The following is a 16,917-nucleotide window of genomic DNA, read 5'->3' as shown; positions in this document are numbered from 1 at the left end:
ATCAACGGGCAGCAGGGAGATTTCGGAAGGGGAACATCATGAGCATCCGCGAGCAGGCGAAGCAGGCCGTCGAGGAGTTGCAGCGTGACTGGGACACCAACCCGCGTTGGCAGGGCATCGAGCGAACCCACTCGGCCGAGACCGTCATCCGCCTCCGCGGTTCCGTGCGCGAAGAGCACACCCTCGCCCGGCAAGGCAGCGAGCGGCTGTGGAAGCTGCTACACGAGACCGACTACGTCAACTCGCTCGGCGCCCTGACCGGCAACCAGGCGGTCCAGCAGGTCCGCGCCGGTCTGCAGGCCATCTACCTGTCCGGCTGGCAGGTCGCCGCGGACGCCAACCTGGCCGGCGAGACCTACCCGGACCAGAGCCTGTACCCGGCCAACTCGGTCCCGGCGGTCGTGCGGCGGATCAACAACGCACTCAAGCGCGCCGACCAGATCAACTGGTCCGAGGCGCTGGACCCGCAGGGCGCCGGCGGCGAGAGCGAGGACATCCACTGGCTGGCGCCGATCGTCGCCGACGCCGAGGCCGGTTTCGGTGGCGTGCTCAACGCCTACGAGCTCATGAAGGGCATGATCGCCGCCGGCGCCGCGGGCGTGCACTGGGAGGACCAACTGGCCTCCGAGAAGAAGTGCGGCCACCTCGGCGGCAAGGTGCTCATCCCCACCGGCCAGCACGTCAAGACGCTCAACGCCGCGCGCCTGGCCGCGGACGTCGCCGGCGTCCCGAGCCTGGTCGTCGCCCGCACCGACGCGCAGGCCGCGACTTTGCTGACCAGCGACATCGACGAGCGCGACCAGCAGTACGTCACCGGTGAGCGCACCCCGGAGGGCTTCTACAAGGTGCGCAACGGCATCGAGCCTTGCATCACCCGCGCCCTGGCCTACGCGCCGCACTCGGACCTGATCTGGATGGAGACCTCGACCCCCGACCTGGAGGTCGCACGCCGGTTCGCCGAGGCAGTCAAGGACAGGTTCCCGGAGCAGATGCTGGCCTACAACTGCTCGCCGTCGTTCAACTGGAAGAAGAACCTCGACGACAGCACCATCGCCAAGTTCCAGCGCGAACTCGGCCACATGGGCTACAAGTTCCAGTTCATCACGCTGGCCGGCTTCCACGCGCTGAACTACAGCATGTTCGACCTGGCCAAGGGCTACGCGGCGGACGGCATGACGTCCTACGTGGACCTCCAGGAGCGCGAGTTCGCGGCGGAGGACCGCGGCTACACCGCGACCCGCCACCAGCGCGAAGCCGGCACCGGCTACTTCGACCTGATCAGCACCGCGGTGAGCCCGGACTCCTCGACCACCGCGCTGGCCGGTTCGACCGAGGCGGCGCAGTTCCACTGATCTCGCGGACCAAACTGAATCCGTGGTTGGCGCGCGGGTAGCGCGCGACCACGCCCCAGACGCACCAGCGGCCCTGTGGCGGGGTGTCGGAAAATCGCGATGGTGCGAGTGGGCGGGAACCCAGGCGTCGGGTTCCCGCCCACTTTTTCGTTCCACTTTCCGGTGATCATCGGTGGCGGCTGTATCTGTTCGGACCCTTCGCTCCTCTTTATTTGCGGGACTCCGAAAACCTCGGGGCCCGCAAGCGAGTGGAGGGAGCAAGTGATGTCGATCGATCTTGACGGGCGCCGGTTCACGGTCCAGGACCTGGAGGGGTTTCCGGAGGACGGCCGCCGGTACGAACTCGTCGACGGTGAGCTGCTGGTGGGCCCGGCACCGGGCTGGCCGCACCAGGAGGCGCTCGGTGCCTTGTTCGTCCGCCTGCACCGGGCGAGCCCACCCGATTACCGGGTGCTGTCCGCGCCATTCGCGGTGCGCCAGGACCTGTGGACCGAGTTGCGGCCTGATGTCCTGGTCGCGCGCTACGACGACCTGACGTTGAAGAACTTGCGGACCGCACCGGTGCTCGCGGTGGAGGTGGCGTCGCCGAGCAGCCGGTTGAACGACATCAGCCTGCGGAAGGCTGCCCACGCCAGGCTGGGCACCCAGCACTTCTGGCTGGTCGACCCGGATCTGGAGGTGCCGTCGGTGACGGCTTGGGAACTGGTCGGCGGCAGCGAGTACCAGCGGGTGGCGCGGGTCGTCGGGGACGAGCTGTTCGAGCCGCAACGACCATTCCCGCTCCGCTTCGCCCCGGTGGATCTGGTCGCGGGGTTGCGGCCCTGACCCGGGCCGTCAGCGGTCGATCGGCCGCCACATGCCGTGGACGGTGAGACCACCGGTGATCGGGTACTCGTGGATCACGCGGAATCCGAGCCGCTCGAAACGCGCGACCCCGACGTGCGTCATGGCTTCCAGGTAGATCGGGGTGTCGTGGGCGCCGGCGCGCGCCAACCCGGATTCCAGCAGGGCGCGGCCGAGCCCGCGGCCGCGGGCCTGCGGAGCGGTGCCGATCGCGGCCAGGTGCCAGTGCGGTTCGTCCGGCCGGTGGCTGTCGGTGGCGTTGAACGCCTCGATCGCCCGCGCGGTTTCGGGAAGCCGCCAGCGGAAAACCGACAGCAGCGCCGGGAGGTGCGCGAGGCGTCGACTGAGCGGAGCTGTTCGGCTGCCCGGCCGGTCCCAAACCGCGACAGCCGCCGGGTGTCCGTTCAGCGCGGCGATCTCGGTGCCGTGGTCGAGGTGGTCTTGCTTGAGCAGAAGGGAGAACAGTGCACGGAGCTTGGTTTCTCGCTGCGCCTGGTTCGGCAGCAGCCCGGCCATCCGGGGCTCGTCGCGGTATGCCGCGCCGAGCAGTTCGGTGAGTTTTGCGGTGTCTTCGCCGCTGGCGGCGCGGAGCACGAGGTCATCGCGCGTGGTGGTTCGCATGGGGGTTGCCTTTCCGATCAGCTCCTCAATTCCAGTTATGCCTGGGTGAAAGGAGGAATGCCGTTGAAAGAGTGCCGGATCACGCACAACTGAATCAGCTGCTGGGTCACCGGCCTGGGTTGTGGTGTGCGCGATGCTCTGATGCGCCCCCGGTGGGGCTGGGGCTACCGTCGAAACATGATCGCAGAGCGACAAATTCCGCTGATCGCGGCGCCGATGGCGGGCGGCGTCTCCACGCCGGAACTGACCGCGGCGGTGAGCGCTGCGGGGGCCTTCGGTTTCCTGGCCGCCGGCTACCTGACGGCGGATGCACTGGCCAACCAGATCGCGGGGGTACGGGCGATCACGTCGGAGCCTTTTGGCGTGAACCTCTTCGTCCCGGGTGAACGGCGGGATCTCGATCTCTCCGACTACCGGATGCGGGTCGAGGCGGCGGCCGCGCGGCACGGGGCCGAGGCGGGCTCGCCGAGCTGGGACGACGACAACTACCCGGCCAAGGTGGAGTTGGTGATCGCCGAGCGGATCCCGGTCGTGTCGTTCACCTTCGGGCTCCCGGACCGGTCCATTGTGGATCGGTTGCACGAGGTGGGGGCCCAGGTCGTCGCCACGGTCACGACTCGGCAGGAGGCGCGTGCTGCCGCGGATGCGGGGGCGGACCTGCTGTGCGTGCAGGGCATGGAGGCCGGTGGGCACCGTGCGGTGTTCAACGACGACCCGGCGCTGCCGGGCGGCGGGTCGCTGTTCGGCCTGCTGGCGGCGATCCGCGTGGTCCAGGCGGAGGTCGACCTGCCGATCATCGCGGCGGGCGGTCTGGTGCACGGTGCTGATGTCGCGGCGGTGCTGTCCGCGGGTGCGGTGGCGGCCCAGTTGGGCACTGCGTTCCTGGTGTGCGACGAGGCGGGCACGCAGCCGACCCAGCGTGCAGAAATCGCTGCGGCGCAGCGGGAAACCGAGCTGACGCGCGCGTTCAGCGGACGCCCGGCGCGGGGGCTGGTGAACCGGTTCCTGGCCGACAACGGTGACGCCCCGGCGGCGTACCCGCAGCTGAACAACCTGACCAAGCCGATGCGTGGTGCTGCGGGCAAGGCCGGCGACCCGGAACTGATGTCGCTGTGGGCAGGCCAAACCTATGCCCAGGCGCGCCCGCTGCCGGCAGCGGAACTGGTGCGTCGCCTGACCGAAGAAGCACGCCAAGCACTGCAGCAGGCCAGCACCCGGCTGTAGCAACGACCGAGATCCCGTCCGCAGACAACCGGACGCGATCAACGGGACACTGCCGCGCGGCAGCAATGGGAAGGGTGGGGTGGGGGGAGGGGAGGGCCCCGAGGAAACCCGCGCGGCAGTGGGCGGTAGGTGGTGGCGCCGCTCGGCGCTTGGCTTGCTGGGCGGTATGCGACCGCTGGTGACAGCGTGCGTGGGTGGCGTCCGGGAGCCGTTGCCGTCGAGGTTGCAGGGATGGCAGCTCGTTCGGGTCGGCGGTGGCTGCCCGCGTAAGTTCGGGCTCATGGGGATTGTCGAGTCGGTGAACCTGGCGGTGGTGCGGACCGGGGATTGGACCGGTCGGGTCGGGCGCAGCGGCATCGACAAGCGCCCGGCCGAGCCGCCGGTGCGATTCGAGCAGGTCGGGGTGTGTGGCGACACCGTGTGCGACACGAAACACCACGGGGCCTGGTACCAGGCTGCTTACGCGTTCGACCGCGAGGAGCTCGCGTACTGGTCGAAGTAACTTGGCCGCGACCTGGTTCCCGGCAAGGCCGGCGAGAACCTCACCCTGGCGGGTTGCGACAGCAGTTCTGCGGTGATCGGCGAGCGGTGGCCGGTCGGTGAGGCGGTGCTGCGGGTGACGGGTCCGCGCACGCCGTGCCGGGTGTTTGCCGGGTTCTGGGATGTCCAGGGGCTGGTCAAGCGGTTCACCGAGCGCGGGCGGACAGGCGCGTACCTGGCGGTGGAGGAGCCGGGTGAGATCGCGGCAGGTGATGCGGTCGAGGTGATCTCCCGGCCTGGGCACGGGGTGCAGGTGGACGAGGTGTTCGCCCTCCAGATGCACACCCGGGCCGACCTGGCCGAGCACGTCGCCGGTGGCCTGGACGACTTACCGGAGAAATGGCGGAAGTCCGTTGCCGCCAACCTGCAGCACTGTTGAGGCTGTTCTCCGCCTTTGAAGCGCCGGAGGGCCCGCCGGGGACGTCGTCTGGCGAGGGCAGCTGGACATGCACAAGTCGAGGGAGCCCAGGCGGTGTCCGAGGCCCGCTACCCGCCCCTTCGCGCAACGAAGCTGGCCCTACCGTTCGGGGCGGCATTCGATGATGGCATAGCCATTGTCCAGCGGGGTGAAGTCCTCGACGGTCAGCCCGGCCGCCGCGGCGACCTGCTGGGTGCGGTCGAGATCGCGCAACCGGCCACCGACGTAGATCATCATCCGCAGGTCCATCTCGGTGAACAGCGCGATCCGGTCCTTGTCGGGCAGCAGTTCGATGATCAACACCCGCCCGTCCGGCTCCACCGCCTGCCTGCAGTGTTCGAGGATCCGGATGGCGTCCTCGTCGTCCCAGTCGCCGAGGACGTCGCAGATCACCGCGGCGTCGGCCTGGACGGGCAGCGGATCGAAGAAGCTCTCGGTGACCACCTCGGCGCGTTCCGCGACCCCCTGTTCCTGCAGGTAGTCGGCGGCGTTGCGGGCCGGGCCGATCAGGTCGACCAGGATGCCTCTCGACTGCGGGCTCGTCCGGAGGATCTCGGCGAGCAGCACGCCCTTGCCGCCGCCGACATCGGCGATCCGCGCGTATGCGCTCCAGTCGTGCGCGGTGGCGATCAGCGGAGCGATCCCGTACGTCTTGGTCTCCATCAGCGAGTCGAACGAGTCCGACAGCTGGGGGTTGTGCGCGAGGTCTTCCCAGAAGGACCGGCCGAACGCGGCCGGGTAGGCGGGGTGGTGGCCCCGGACCTGTTCGATGAGCTCGACGAAGGCGAGGTCGGCGCGGCCGACTGCGCCGTCGAGGTCCAGCCAAGGTTGTGGGCCGTCGGCGAGGTCGCTGCGCAGCGCGTCCGACGCCTCGTTGGGGCCGAAGACGTCCGGCTCGGGTTCGGTGAACATGCCGTGGTGCACCAGGAATCGCAGCACGCGCCCGAGCGGGTCCGCCTCGGCCTTGCAGAGGTGCGCGATCTCGGCGAGCGGGAGCGGCCCGTCCTTGACCACATCGGGCACCCGGAGGGTGGCCGCGGTTCGAACTGCGAACGGCGTGGCCAGGTCCGCCATTGCCCAGACGTCGGGTGACTCGAGGGGCATGCGTTGCAGGGTAAGCCCGTGACGCCTGCTCAGCGCGCCGCGATCCGGACCGGGCTCGGGCGCGGTTCCGGCCAGGCCGGCTGTGCTTTGTGGACGGCTAGCCGCCGCCACGCGGTGGACGGCAGCTCGTCTGCCTCGAAACCGTTGTTCTTGAAGGGAAAGTTCGCGATCCGCGATGTACGGCCCGATATGAGTCCTTGGGGCCGCTACGGAAGGCCGGGCCGCCTCGGCGGCTTGAAGGACTCACAGATCCGCTAGAGCCCGGAGACGCCTTCGCTGATCGCGCTCGGCGCTCCGGGGTTGCCTTGCCGCACGTCCCAGGTCCAGAGCTCGACGATGTTGTGGTCCGGTTCGGCTACGTACGCCGAGTGGGCATTGCCCGGGCCGAACTCCACTTCGTCGACCTGCGCGTCGCGCGCGAGCCCGTTCGACGGCCGCGTCGTATTCGCTGTCGCTCAGGGGCAGGGCGTAGTGGACGTGCACGCCGCGCCGGGCGCGGGCGATGCCTAGCGCCGGCTTCCACGGGCCGATCCTGGTGCCACTGGCCAGCACCGACACCGCTTCGTGGTTGCGCCAGCGCTCGCCTTCCCAGCGTTCGATGACCGGGAAGCCGAGCACTTCGGTGTAGAGGCGCTCCGAGGCGGCCAGGTCCGCCACCTCCAGGACTAACTCGTGCACACCGGGCGTCTTCGCCATCCTTTTATATAGGAAAACTCCTATTCCCTATATATAGGAGAATAGCGATACGCTGATCGGGTGGCCAACGATGATCTGGCGCGTACCGCTGGCCTGTTCCGGGCGATGGGGCACCCCATCCGGCTCGGCGTCCTCGACCGGTTGCGCCGGGAGGGTGAGATCTGCGCCTGCGACTTCACCGAGTACTTCGGCGTGAGTCAGCCGACGATCTCCGGGCACCTGCGGACGTTGCGCGAGGTCGGGCTGGTGCGAACCCGGAGGGACGGCACGCAGATCTGCTACTCGCTCGAACCCGGAGCCCTGGAAGTGGTCCGGCGGATGTCCACCTCGCTGGTCCCGGTCTCGTAGGGGTGTGCGAGTGGTCGGGGCGGCCCGGTACGGTGGCTAAAAGCCCGGGAGGACGGTCCGCATGCACCTGGCCCAAGTGGCCGATCTGGTCCGCCGAGACGCTGCCGACGGCGTGCAGCAGCAGATCGTCGCGGCCGTCATCGATGCCGGCGGGCAGGTCCTGCTGGTGCGGCGCCGCGCGGCGGATTCCCGTGGTGGCGAATGGGAATTCCCCGGCGGCAAGGTTGATCCGGGTGAAGACCTGACCACCGCGCTGCATCGCGAGGTGGTCGAGGAAACCAACCTCCGGATCGCCGAGATCACCGGATACCTCGGGGCGTTCGACTACACCACCCGGAGCGGCACGTACAACCGTCAGCACACCTGGTCGGTCACCGTCACCACGACCGAAGGCGTGCGGCTGACCGAGCACGACGCCTTCGCCTGGGTCTCTGCAGTCGACGAGATCCCGCTCGGCCCCGACCTCCGGAACATTCTCGAAAAGTACCTCGAAGCCTGATCGTCCTCTGTGGACCGATCGGATCCGGGGCGGGATCGGTGAAGGCCTGGCGGCGGTCCAGGTTGTGCTGCCGTACGAGATCGGAGATCCGGATCGTGTTCGGCACCTGCCCTGTGGCTTCAACGCCGACGATCCGATCCACCGGGAGCGCCGGAGCTGACCCGATGTCGTCGAACCACTTCGATTCAGCCGGTTCGGTTGAAATGCGGCACCGGGTGTCAGTCGTCGAGGCGCACTGTGACGGCGACTCGGCCGCGTTCGTCGCGGTGGGCGACTGCGTGTCCGCTGCGGTTCGCGTCGTCCAGGTGCAGCGAGATCGGGCCGCCCGTACCGAGGAAGTTGCGCCACCACGTCTTGGAGTCGGGAAAGCTCACGCTGATCCAGACGACGTCGGCGGTGCGGCGGTAGGCGACAGGTGTGCTGAACGTGCGCCCTGAGCGTCGTCCCGTGTAGGTGACGACCGTGAGGTACCGGCTGACCCATCGTCCCCACCGGGGTGAGGCTCGCAACGCGAACACGCGCGCATTGATCCAGTTCGCGGCTCGCGTCGGAAACCACAGCTTGGTCCGCATGCATCCTCCATCGGCACGAGCCCGGCGCGACAGGAGTGATCCCCGCTCACCGTCCGGTGTGAAAGTCATGTTCGATGTCGAGGAAGTCGTTGGAAATTGCCGCTGCCGGCCACGTTAACAGCGATAACCGGGGTGTTCCGTCCGGTTGCGCTGGAGCGGCGGCTTCGCCCCGCCGCGTGCCGGCTCTGCCCCTCGGTGGACGGATTGCCGGCTCGGCTGGATAGCCGTCGCCGCCGGTTCCGTTCGGCTCTCGGGATGGCAGCACGTAGACGCGGACCACCCCCCATTCGGTGGTGTGATGCAGAGCACCCTGTTGCATCCGTCGGATTTCTGGGAAAGATTGGAGTACCAAAGGTTTGGTTTCCTAGTAATTACCGACCGGTTCGGCGGAAGGTGCGTTGCGACATGACCAACGAGCTGGAGCACTTCATCGGCGGCAAGCGCGTCGCGGGAACGTCCGGTTCCTTCGGTGACGTGTTCGATCCCAACACCGGGCAGGTGCAGGCCAGGGTGCCGCTGGCCTCGGCGGAGGAGGTCGCGGCGGCGGTCGACAACGCCGCCGAGGCGCAGCCCGCATGGGCCGCGATGAACCCGCAGAAGCGGGCGCGGGTGCTGATGCGGTTCCTCCAGCTCGTCAACGACGAGATGGACTCGCTGGCCCGCCTGCTCGCCTCCGAGCACGGCAAGACCGTCGCGGACGCCAAGGGCGACATCCAGCGAGGTCTGGAGGTCGTCGAGTTCGCCGTCGGCATCCCGCACCTGCTCAAGGGCGAGTACAGCGAGAGCGTCGGCACCGGTATCGACGTGTACTCGATGCGGCAACCGCTGGGCGTGGTCGCCGGCATCACCCCGTTCAACTTCCCGGCGATGATTCCGCTGTGGAAGGCGGCGCCGGCCATCGCCTGCGGCAACGCCTTCGTGCTCAAGCCCTCCGAACGCGACCCCTCGGTGCCGCTGCGGCTGGCCGAGCTGTTCATCGAGGCCGGGCTGCCGCCGGGGATCTTCAACGTGGTCAACGGCGACAAGACCGCGGTGGACGCGATCCTGACCGAGCCGCGTATCGAAGCCGTCGGGTTCGTCGGTTCGTCGGCGATCGCGGAGTACATCTACTCGACGGCCGCGGCCCACGGGAAGCGCGCGCAGTGCTTCGGTGGCGCCAAGAATCACCTAATCGTGATGCCCGACGCCGACCTCGACCAGGCCACCGACGCGCTGATCGGCGCCGGCTACGGTTCCGCCGGGGAGCGCTGCATGGCGATCTCGGTGGCGGTGCCGGTCGGCGAGGCCACCGCGAACGCGCTGGTCGAGAAGCTCATCGAGCGGGTGCACCAGCTCAAGATCGGGACCAGCTTCGACGAGTCCGCCGACTTCGGCCCGCTGGTGACCAAGCAAGCCTGGCAGCGGGTCCGCGACCTGATCGGCGTGGGCGTCGAGGAGGGCGCCGAACTGCTGGTCGACGGACGGGACTTCAGGCTGGCCGGGCACGAGGACGGGTTCTTCTTGGGAGCCTCGCTGTTCGACCATGTCACCCCGGACATGCGGATCTACCAGGAGGAGATCTTCGGGCCGGTGCTGTCCGTGGTCCGCGCAGCCGACTACGACGACGCGGTCCGGCTGCCCAGCGAGAACGAGTACGGCAACGGCGTGGCGATCTTCACTCGCGACGGCGACGCGGCCCGCGAGTTCGTTTCGCGCGTCAACACCGGCATGATCGGCGTCAACGTGCCGATCCCGGTGCCGATCGCCTACCACACCTTCGGCGGCTGGAAGCGGTCCGGATTCGGCGACCTCAACCAGCACGGGCCGGACTCGATCCGCTTCTACACCAAGACCAAGACGGTCACCTCGCGCTGGCCCTCCGGCCTCAAGGAAGGCGCCAGCTTCACCATTCCGACGATGCACTGAACCGGGTGGGTGCGGCGGCGATTTCGCGCGAAATCGCCGCCGCACCCCATTGAAGGTGGCGGTTTCGTGCGAAACCGCCGAGGGGAAGGGAGCGGACGTGTCCGTTGCAGCCGTCGCCGGTCCGGTGTCGCCATTCGAGCTCACCGAGGACCAGCGCGCGATCCAGCAGACCGCGCGGGAATTCGCCGCCGAACAACTCGCGCCGCACGCCATCGAGTGGGACCAGGCCAAGCATTTCCCGGTGGAGGCGTTGCGCGCCGCCGGGGGGCTCGGCATCGGCGGGGTCTACGTCGACGAGTCGGTCGGCGGCAGCGGGCTGAGCCGGTTCGAGTCGGTGCTGATCTTCGAGGCGCTGGCTACCGGCGACCCGTCGATCGCCGCCTACATCTCCATTCACAACATGTGCGCGGGCATGATCGACCGCTTCGGCACCGCCGAGCAGCGCGCGCGCTGGCTGCCCCGGCTGTGCTTGATGGAGCAGCTGGCCAGTTACTGCCTCACGGAGCCCGGCGCGGGCTCGGACGCGGCTGCGCTGCAGACCCGCGCGGTCCGCGACGGGGACGACTACCTGCTCACCGGCGTCAAGCAGTTCATCTCCGGCGCTGGCAGCTCGGACGTATACGTGGTGATGGCCCGCACCGGTGAGCCGGGTGCGAAGGGCATCTCCACCTTCATCGTCGAAGGCGACGCCGAAGGGCTGTCCTTCGGGGCCAACGAGAAGAAGATGGGCTGGAACGCCCAGCCGACCCGGCAGGTGATCTTCGACGGCGTCCGGGTGCCCGCCAACCAGCGGCTCGGCGAGGAGGGCATCGGCTTCCGGATCGCCATGACCGGCCTCGACGGCGGCCGCCTGAGCATCGCCGCATGCTCGCTGGGCGGCGCGCAGGCCGCGCTCGACAAGAGCCTCGCCTACGTGCGGGAACGCAGCGCCTTCGGTGCCAAGCTCAGCGAATTCCAGGTGCTGCAGTTCAAGCTCGCCGACATGGCGACCGATCTGGAGGCCGCCCGGCTGCTGCTGTGGCGGGCGGCGTGGGCGCTCGACGTCAAGGACCCCGGTGCCACCCGGTTGTGCGCGATGGCCAAGCGGCTGGCCACCGACGCGGGATTCGCGGTGGCTAACGAGGCACTTCAGATCCACGGTGGATACGGCTACCTTGCCGAGTACGGCTTGGAGAAGATCGTCCGCGACCTGCGGGTGCATCAGATCCTGGAAGGCACCAACGAAATCATGCGGCTGATCATCTCCCGGGGCCTGCTGGCGGCCTGACGCCGCCGGCCCGGGTGGGCAGCGCGAGAACTTGGAGTCGCATCATGACGGAGCCCGAGATCCTGGTTCGGGAACAGGGATCGCTCGGACGGATCACGCTCAATCGCCCCAAGGCGCTCAACTCCTTGACGCTGGGGATGGTGCGGGCGATGGCGGAGGCGGTGGAGCAGTGGCGCACCGCCGAGCACATCCGGGCGATCCTGATCGATGGGGCGGGCGAGCGCGGGCTGTGCGCGGGAGGCGACGTCCGCGCGCTGCACGACGCGGCGAAGGCCGGTGACGAGTCGCTGCCCGCCGCGTTCTGGACCGAGGAGTACCAGCTCAACTCGGCGCTCGCGGGCTACCCGAAGCCGGTCGTCGGGATCATGGACGGCATCTGCATGGGCGGCGGCGTGGGCATCTCCGCGCACGGCTCGCACCGGGTGGTCACCGAGCGCTCCAAGGTCGGCATGCCCGAGGTCGGCATCGGTTTCATCCCCGACGTCGGCGGCACCTACCTGCTCTCCCGTGCCCCCGGCGAGCTCGGCACCCACCTGGCGCTGACCGGCGCACCGATCGGCGGCGCCGACGCGATCTACTGCGGGGTGGCCGACTACTACGTCAACAGCGCGAACCTGCCGGGGCTAGTCGAGGACCTGGCCGGCGGCGAGGTGGACGAGGTGCTGCAGAAGTTCTCCGAGCCCGCCCCCGAGGCGCCGCTGGCCGCGCAGCGGGAGTGGATCGACGCGGCGTACTCGGCGGACAGCGTGGAGGAGGTCCTGCGGCGCCTGCGCGAGCGGCCGGAAGAAGCCGCCCGCGAGACCGCCGAGGCGATCGAGCACAAGTCGCCGACCTCCCTCAAGGTCACCCTGAAGGCCTTGCGCAGCGACTACGGCTCGCTGGAGGAGGCCCTCGTCCAGGAGTTCCGGCTGGCGATGGCGTGCGTGCGGATCGGCGACTTCGTCGAGGGTGTGCGCGCGACGCTGGTGGACAAGGACCGCAACCCGCAGTGGTCCCCGGCGCAGCTGTCCGATGTGGACGAATCGCGGGTGGAGAAGTTCTTCGAGCCGGTCGCGGACGAGCCGAAACTGCTCGGCTGACGCCGCTTCGGTCTTGACGGAAGTTCCAGCGCAGAAGGGGAAATGACAATGGCTGTCATCGGATTCATCGGGCTGGGCCACATGGGCGGCCCGATGTCGGCGAACCTCGTCAAGGCCGGTCACGCGGTGCAGGGCTTCGACCTGGTGCCGGCGGCGCTGGAGGCCGCCGACCGGCATGGCGTGACCACCGTGGCGTCGGTCGCCGATGCCGTCGCCGGCGTCGATGCGGTGATTACGATGCTGCCCAGCGGCAAGCACGTGCTGGCTTGCTACGACGAGGTGCTGGCCGCGGCGAAGCCCGGCACCCTGCTCATCGACTCGTCCACGGTGGACGTCGCGGATGCCCGCCGGGCGCACGAGCGCGCCGCCGAGGCCGGGTTCGGCTCGATCGACGCCCCGGTCTCCGGCGGCACCGCCGGCGCCGAGGCGGGCACCCTGACGTTCATGGTGGGCGGGTCGGAGGAGGACTTCCACCGTGCCGAGTCCCTGCTGGAACCGATGGCGCGCAAAGTGATCCACTGCGGTGGTCCCGGCAACGGCCAGGTCACCAAGATGTGCAACAACCTCATCCTCGGCGCGTCCATGGTCGCGGTGAGCGAGGCGTTCGTGCTGGGGGAGCGGCTGGGGCTGTCGCACCAGGCGCTCTACGACGTGGCGTCGATCTCGACCGGGCAGTGCTGGGCGCTGACCACCAACTGCCCGGTGCCGGACCTGGTGGAGACCAGCCGGGCCAACCACGACTACGAGCCCGGCTTCGCCGCGGCGCTGATGCTCAAGGACCTCAAACTGGCGACCTCGGCGGCGGAGCAGAGCGGCACGGACGCCGCGATTGGCCGCCTGGCCACCGAGCTCTACCAGCGGTTCAACGACGAGGGCGGCGGCAGCCTCGACTTCGGCGCGATCATCAAGTCCGTCCGGGAGCACTCCGAGCAGCGCTGACCGGAGATGTCGGTTTCGCGAGGAATCACGTTTCCCCCAGGTGGCGGTCGATTCCTCGCGAGATCGTGCTGTCGTGCGGCGACAGGTTCACATGGGGTAGTCGTGGGAGGGGCCGGGGCGGCGCACGGCGTCATCGGACCGGGCGTACCCTGACGCTCTGTGTTGGAGTGGCTGGTCGAGTGGTACGACGGCGTCGAGCTGTGGCTCGTGCAGCTCGTCTACCCACTGCAGGTGACCCTCGTGCTGGCGGTGCTGCTACCGCTGTGCTGGGGGCTCGCCCGCGTGATCGACCGCGGTATCGACGGCTTAGGAGCGAAGCTGACGAGGGTCCGCGACGCGGAACCCCCGGTCGGCCGCCGGGACGGCGAGACCGGGCGGAAGGGGACGGCGGCGTGACGTCGCGCAGACGCATCTCGGTGGCGTTGGTCGGGCTGATCGCCCTAGTCGTCATCGGCTGGTTCGTCCGGGGCTACGTGGACCTGGATTCCGGTGCGGCGACGCAGCAGCGGGCCGTGCCCGGGGCCGAGTCCGGCCTGCCGGCGAAGCAGCTGTCCACGCTGCCGGCGGAAGCCGGGAAGACCTGGCAGCTGATCGTCAAGGGCGGCCCGTTCCCGTACCCGGGCAAGGACGGCTCGGTGTTCGGCAACCGGGAAGGCGTCCTGCCGGACAAGACCTCCGGCTATTACCACGAGTACACCGTGCCGACCCCGGGCTCGAAGGATCGCGGAGCCCGGAGACTGGTCACCGGTGGCCAATCCGAGCTTTACTACACGAGCGATCATTACGATTCATTTGTGGTTGTCGACCCCGCAGGTTGAGTGCGATGTTTGCGACGAAGTGGGCTAGCAGGGTGCGGAAGGAGCCGGCGGTGAGCGAGGTGGAGCAGCCGTCGGGCGGCGTCACTAGGCGCGAGGCCGTGCAGGAAGCCGAGCAGCGCGGCGCGACCGCGCACGTCTTGGACGGCTCAGACCTGGTCAGCAAGCGGACGACGCTGGACGGGATTGCCGCGGTGCTGAACTTCCCGGAGTGGGCGGGCCGGAACCTCGACGCCCTCTACGACTGCCTGACGGACCTGTCGTGGCTGCCGGAGGGCGAGCACGTGCTGGTCTGGTCTGGCTTCCATACGCTGGCGGAGCACGACCCGAAGGCCTTCGGCCGGATCAACGCGGTCCTCCGCGACGCCTCCGAGCACCCCATCTGCGGCCGCGAGTTCACAGCAGTCCTGACCAGGTCTTGATCGCCCGTTCGTGAGCAGGGGCAGCCTCGTAGTACTGGCTGCCGTGCAGCTACCGGACAGGGCGATGACGGTCGAAGACCTGGCGGGCCGTCCGCCTGATGTCGGCGGATGCGAGTTTGCCGATGGACGACTGGGGCTGTCGTGCCCGCAGGTCTATCGGCACGCACTGGTTGCCAGGCCGTGTCGTTCACGCTGCCGTACGGCGCTCCCGATCGGTTCGGGGTGTTGAAGAACGGGCCGGCGTCGAGCTGAACGAGAGGGGACGCGTTACCGCAGACCGGATCTGGTCGTGTTGGACCTGGACGCTTGGGAAACGCCTTACCTCACCCGGCCGCCACTGCTTGCGGTCGAGATATCGGCACCCGGGACGGCCTTCCGCGACCACCACGCGAAGCGTGTGGTGATGACCTGGGTTGTTGGGCGTCGAGGTGATCGTTCAGGCCGCCGCCGAGGCGGTGTTCTGGGCCTGCACACGGGCTCGGCGGCTTTCGTGCGCAGCGGCCAGGCTGGCTCGGCAGGTCCGGGTGATCTGCCGAGTCGCAGCGGTCTCGGGGGTCTGGCGGCACCGCGTGCACACTACGGTCACCGATCTGGTCACCTCGTCGACCGCGACGGATGCCTCGGCCTCGCAGGGGCGGCACCAGCGGTGCCCGGTGACGGGGATGACGTGCATCGGCGAGGCAATGCATTCGTGTGCCCAGCGACGGTGAACGTGGCAGGTGATGCGCTCGTGAGCCGAAATCTCCTCGCGTTCCTCCCTCGCATCCTCGAGGATCAAGGTGTGTGCGAGGTGCTGGTCGCGGAGGTCCGCGTAGCGCTCGCCGTACCGTAGTACCTCCGTGGCGCTCGGCCGGGAGGGGTGCGACGAACGTCGGGGGCGCGGCGAATCCGGTTCGATTCGGTCGGGGTGGGAAAGGGGGAGCATGGTTTGGCCTTGGACGTATCTGCTTATCGGGTTGACATCAGTGTCTTTAGTCCCCGATACGGAGACATCGGTGGCACTACGTAGCCAGCTGCGTATCTATCTGTCGGTACGTACTGCGGAGATCAGCTGGCCGTGTCGGACCGGCCTTGCTCGGTAGTTCCGGGTCGCGCCGTAGCCGTCGCCACCGCACGGTTCAGGCATGACCGAGGGTCGGGCTTGCACGTGCATGAGGTAGAGCGCGACGGCCGGTCTGCGGCTGGTCTCAGTCGATCTGATGCACCGCAGGCCAAAGCTCCCAAGAGAACAGCGCGACGGCTCCGCATCGAATCGATTGCGACCGGACAGACGCCTTCGCCACCGATTTCCCGGTCCCGATCAAGATCGTTCCGCGCTGGCTGCTCGGGCAGGAAAGAGACTGGCGCGAGCGGATCGGCGGCGAAGGCGACTGATCAGCCGGTTACTTCAGGACGTCGGGTACCCAGGCGGGCTTGCGCTTTTCGGCGAAGGCCCGCATGCCTTCCTGGCCCTCTTCGCCCGCGAAGTGCTTGGCCGACAGCTCCAGCATCTGCGCGAACGCCTCGCCCATGTTCGGCGGGCGCTGGCTGGTGAGCATCTGCTTCGTGGCCGCCAGGGCGTTCGGGGCGCCGAGGGCGAGCATGTCGGCGTAGCGCTTGACCTCCGCGTCCAGCTCATCGGCCGAGACCGCGGAGTTCAGCAGCCGATTTCGGCGGCGCGGCGGGCGTCGAAGGTCTCGCCGGTGAGGAACAGCTCGTGCGCCTGGCGAGAGTTGAGGCGGGGCAGCACCGTCACCGAGATCACCGCGGGTACGACGCCGATGCGCACCTCGGAGAAAGCGAAGGTCGCGGTGTCCGCCGCGACCGCGATGTCGCAGGCCGCGACGATGCCGACGCCGCCGGCGCGGGCGGGCCCGGCGAGCTTGGCGACCACCGGCTTCGGGCTGGTCCAGATCTGCTCCAGGATCGCGGGGAACTCGTTCACGCCCTGCTTCTCGGCGTCCGCCGAACGCGACTCCTTGAGGTCCATCCCGGCGCAGAACACCGTGCCGGTGTGGGCCAGGACGATCACGCGCACCGCGTCGTCGGCGATCGCTGCGTTCAGGTGGTCCCGAAGTTCGCGCCGCAGCTGCGCGGACAGCGCATTGCGGTTGTTAGGCGAGTCCAGCGTTATCGTCGCGATGCCGTCGGCCACGGCGAGGTGCACGAGTTCATCCATGACAGGCACGTTAACCGCCGTTAGCCACCCCGGGCCAGTGAGCAACATCCCACTTCGAGCCGGACTGAGCGCCTCCACCGCAGGTCACGAGCTGGAACTCCAGCGCAGAGTGCTG

The 16,917-nt window shown here is 68.7% G+C and carries 19 protein-coding genes and 1 pseudogene; 14 read left to right on the top strand and 6 right to left on the bottom strand.

The window, feature by feature from the left end; translation table 11 throughout:
* Positions 1-38: 38 nt before the first annotated feature.
* Positions 39-1,352 (top strand): isocitrate lyase, encoded by a 1,314-nt coding sequence (gene aceA / locus SSPN_RS0114465; protein WP_010695733.1) that lies wholly within the window; start codon positions 39-41, stop codon positions 1,350-1,352.
* A gap of 264 nt (positions 1,353-1,616) precedes the next feature.
* Positions 1,617-2,177 carry a Uma2 family endonuclease gene (locus tag SSPN_RS0114460; protein ID WP_029535333.1) on the top strand — a complete coding sequence of 187 codons (561 nt, stop codon included), beginning with the start codon at positions 1,617-1,619 and terminating at the stop codon, positions 2,175-2,177.
* Positions 2,178-2,186: 9 nt separating this feature from the next.
* Here SSPN_RS0114460 and SSPN_RS48870 read toward each other — a convergent pair whose 3' ends face one another.
* Positions 2,187-2,816 carry a GNAT family N-acetyltransferase gene (locus SSPN_RS48870; RefSeq protein WP_010695729.1) on the bottom strand — a complete coding sequence of 210 codons (630 nt, stop codon included), beginning with the start codon at positions 2,814-2,816 and terminating at the stop codon, positions 2,187-2,189.
* A 177-nt stretch (positions 2,817-2,993) separates the two neighbouring features.
* Here SSPN_RS48870 and SSPN_RS0114450 point away from each other — a divergent pair, with 177 nt between their 5' ends.
* The 3 genes from SSPN_RS0114450 (at position 2,994) to SSPN_RS59715 (ending at position 4,959) form a co-directional block, all read left to right on the top strand.
* Positions 2,994-4,040: an NAD(P)H-dependent flavin oxidoreductase gene (locus SSPN_RS0114450; protein ID WP_010695727.1), complete on the top strand. Its 1,047-nt coding sequence runs from the start codon at positions 2,994-2,996 to the stop codon at positions 4,038-4,040.
* A gap of 79 nt (positions 4,041-4,119) precedes the next feature.
* Positions 4,120-4,542 carry an MOSC domain-containing protein gene (locus tag SSPN_RS59720; protein WP_237710545.1) on the top strand — a complete coding sequence of 141 codons (423 nt, stop codon included), beginning with the start codon at positions 4,120-4,122 and terminating at the stop codon, positions 4,540-4,542.
* Positions 4,543-4,554: 12 nt separating this feature from the next.
* Positions 4,555-4,959 carry an MOSC domain-containing protein gene (locus tag SSPN_RS59715; RefSeq protein ID WP_272941763.1) on the top strand — a complete coding sequence of 135 codons (405 nt, stop codon included), beginning with the start codon at positions 4,555-4,557 and terminating at the stop codon, positions 4,957-4,959.
* Between the two features lie 138 nt (positions 4,960-5,097).
* Here SSPN_RS59715 and SSPN_RS0114440 read toward each other — a convergent pair whose 3' ends face one another.
* Both SSPN_RS0114440 and SSPN_RS43810 read right to left on the bottom strand, forming a co-directional pair.
* A complete protein-coding gene (locus SSPN_RS0114440; RefSeq protein ID WP_029535332.1) occupies positions 5,098-6,102 on the bottom strand; it encodes a methyltransferase in 1,005 nt (334 codons plus the stop codon).
* A gap of 243 nt (positions 6,103-6,345) precedes the next feature.
* Entirely contained in the window at positions 6,346-6,780 is a 435-nt protein-coding gene (locus tag SSPN_RS43810) for a VOC family protein (protein WP_010695725.1), read from the bottom strand.
* Between the two features lie 78 nt (positions 6,781-6,858).
* Here SSPN_RS43810 and SSPN_RS0114425 point away from each other — a divergent pair, with 78 nt between their 5' ends.
* Both SSPN_RS0114425 and SSPN_RS0114420 read left to right on the top strand, forming a co-directional pair.
* On the top strand, positions 6,859-7,146 hold the full coding sequence (locus SSPN_RS0114425) for an ArsR/SmtB family transcription factor (protein ID WP_010695724.1): 288 nt from the start codon (positions 6,859-6,861) through the stop codon (positions 7,144-7,146).
* Between the two features lie 61 nt (positions 7,147-7,207).
* Positions 7,208-7,645, top strand: coding sequence for an NUDIX hydrolase (locus SSPN_RS0114420; protein WP_010695723.1), 438 nt, complete (start codon positions 7,208-7,210; stop codon positions 7,643-7,645).
* 218 nt (positions 7,646-7,863) lie between these two features.
* On the opposite strand, the gene SSPN_RS0114410 is transcribed toward SSPN_RS0114420, so the two are convergent.
* Positions 7,864-8,217, bottom strand: a complete 354-nt coding sequence (locus SSPN_RS0114410; RefSeq protein ID WP_010695722.1) for a PNPOx family protein — start codon at positions 8,215-8,217, stop codon at positions 7,864-7,866.
* Between the two features lie 405 nt (positions 8,218-8,622).
* Here SSPN_RS0114410 and SSPN_RS0114405 point away from each other — a divergent pair, with 405 nt between their 5' ends.
* The 7 genes from SSPN_RS0114405 (at position 8,623) to SSPN_RS0114375 (ending at position 14,644) form a co-directional block, all read left to right on the top strand.
* Positions 8,623-10,122 (top strand): CoA-acylating methylmalonate-semialdehyde dehydrogenase, encoded by a 1,500-nt coding sequence (locus SSPN_RS0114405; protein ID WP_010695721.1) that lies wholly within the window; start codon positions 8,623-8,625, stop codon positions 10,120-10,122.
* 97 nt (positions 10,123-10,219) lie between these two features.
* Positions 10,220-11,389 (top strand): isobutyryl-CoA dehydrogenase, encoded by a 1,170-nt coding sequence (locus tag SSPN_RS0114400; RefSeq protein WP_044573993.1) that lies wholly within the window; start codon positions 10,220-10,222, stop codon positions 11,387-11,389.
* A 44-nt stretch (positions 11,390-11,433) separates the two neighbouring features.
* Positions 11,434-12,468: an enoyl-CoA hydratase/isomerase family protein gene (locus tag SSPN_RS0114395; RefSeq protein WP_010695719.1), complete on the top strand. Its 1,035-nt coding sequence runs from the start codon at positions 11,434-11,436 to the stop codon at positions 12,466-12,468.
* 48 nt (positions 12,469-12,516) lie between these two features.
* Positions 12,517-13,407, top strand: coding sequence for a 3-hydroxyisobutyrate dehydrogenase (mmsB, locus tag SSPN_RS0114390; protein ID WP_010695718.1), 891 nt, complete (start codon positions 12,517-12,519; stop codon positions 13,405-13,407).
* 159 nt (positions 13,408-13,566) lie between these two features.
* Positions 13,567-13,803, top strand: coding sequence for a hypothetical protein (locus SSPN_RS0114385; RefSeq protein WP_010695717.1), 237 nt, complete (start codon positions 13,567-13,569; stop codon positions 13,801-13,803).
* Entirely contained in the window at positions 13,800-14,225 is a 426-nt protein-coding gene (locus tag SSPN_RS0114380) for a guanyl-specific ribonuclease (protein ID WP_010695716.1), read from the top strand. The genes SSPN_RS0114385 and SSPN_RS0114380 overlap by 4 nt, the downstream gene beginning before the upstream one ends.
* A 50-nt stretch (positions 14,226-14,275) precedes the next feature.
* On the top strand, positions 14,276-14,644 hold the full coding sequence (locus SSPN_RS0114375) for a barstar family protein (RefSeq protein ID WP_044573990.1): 369 nt from the start codon (positions 14,276-14,278) through the stop codon (positions 14,642-14,644).
* Positions 14,645-15,080: 436 nt separating this feature from the next.
* Here SSPN_RS0114375 and SSPN_RS57685 read toward each other — a convergent pair whose 3' ends face one another.
* A complete protein-coding gene (locus tag SSPN_RS57685; RefSeq protein WP_187764540.1) occupies positions 15,081-15,317 on the bottom strand; it encodes a hypothetical protein in 237 nt (78 codons plus the stop codon).
* A 709-nt stretch (positions 15,318-16,026) separates the two neighbouring features.
* Positions 16,027-16,802 (bottom strand): annotated as a pseudogene (locus SSPN_RS43800) (enoyl-CoA hydratase-related protein).
* Positions 16,803-16,917: the final 115 nt, after the last annotated feature.

Origin of the sequence: Saccharopolyspora spinosa NRRL 18395 (assembly GCF_000194155.1) — a bacterium.
Taxonomy (GTDB): domain Bacteria; phylum Actinomycetota; class Actinomycetes; order Mycobacteriales; family Pseudonocardiaceae; genus Saccharopolyspora; species Saccharopolyspora spinosa.
Note: the sequence above shows the minus strand (reverse complement) of the source record. Positions and strands in the feature narration are given on the sequence as shown.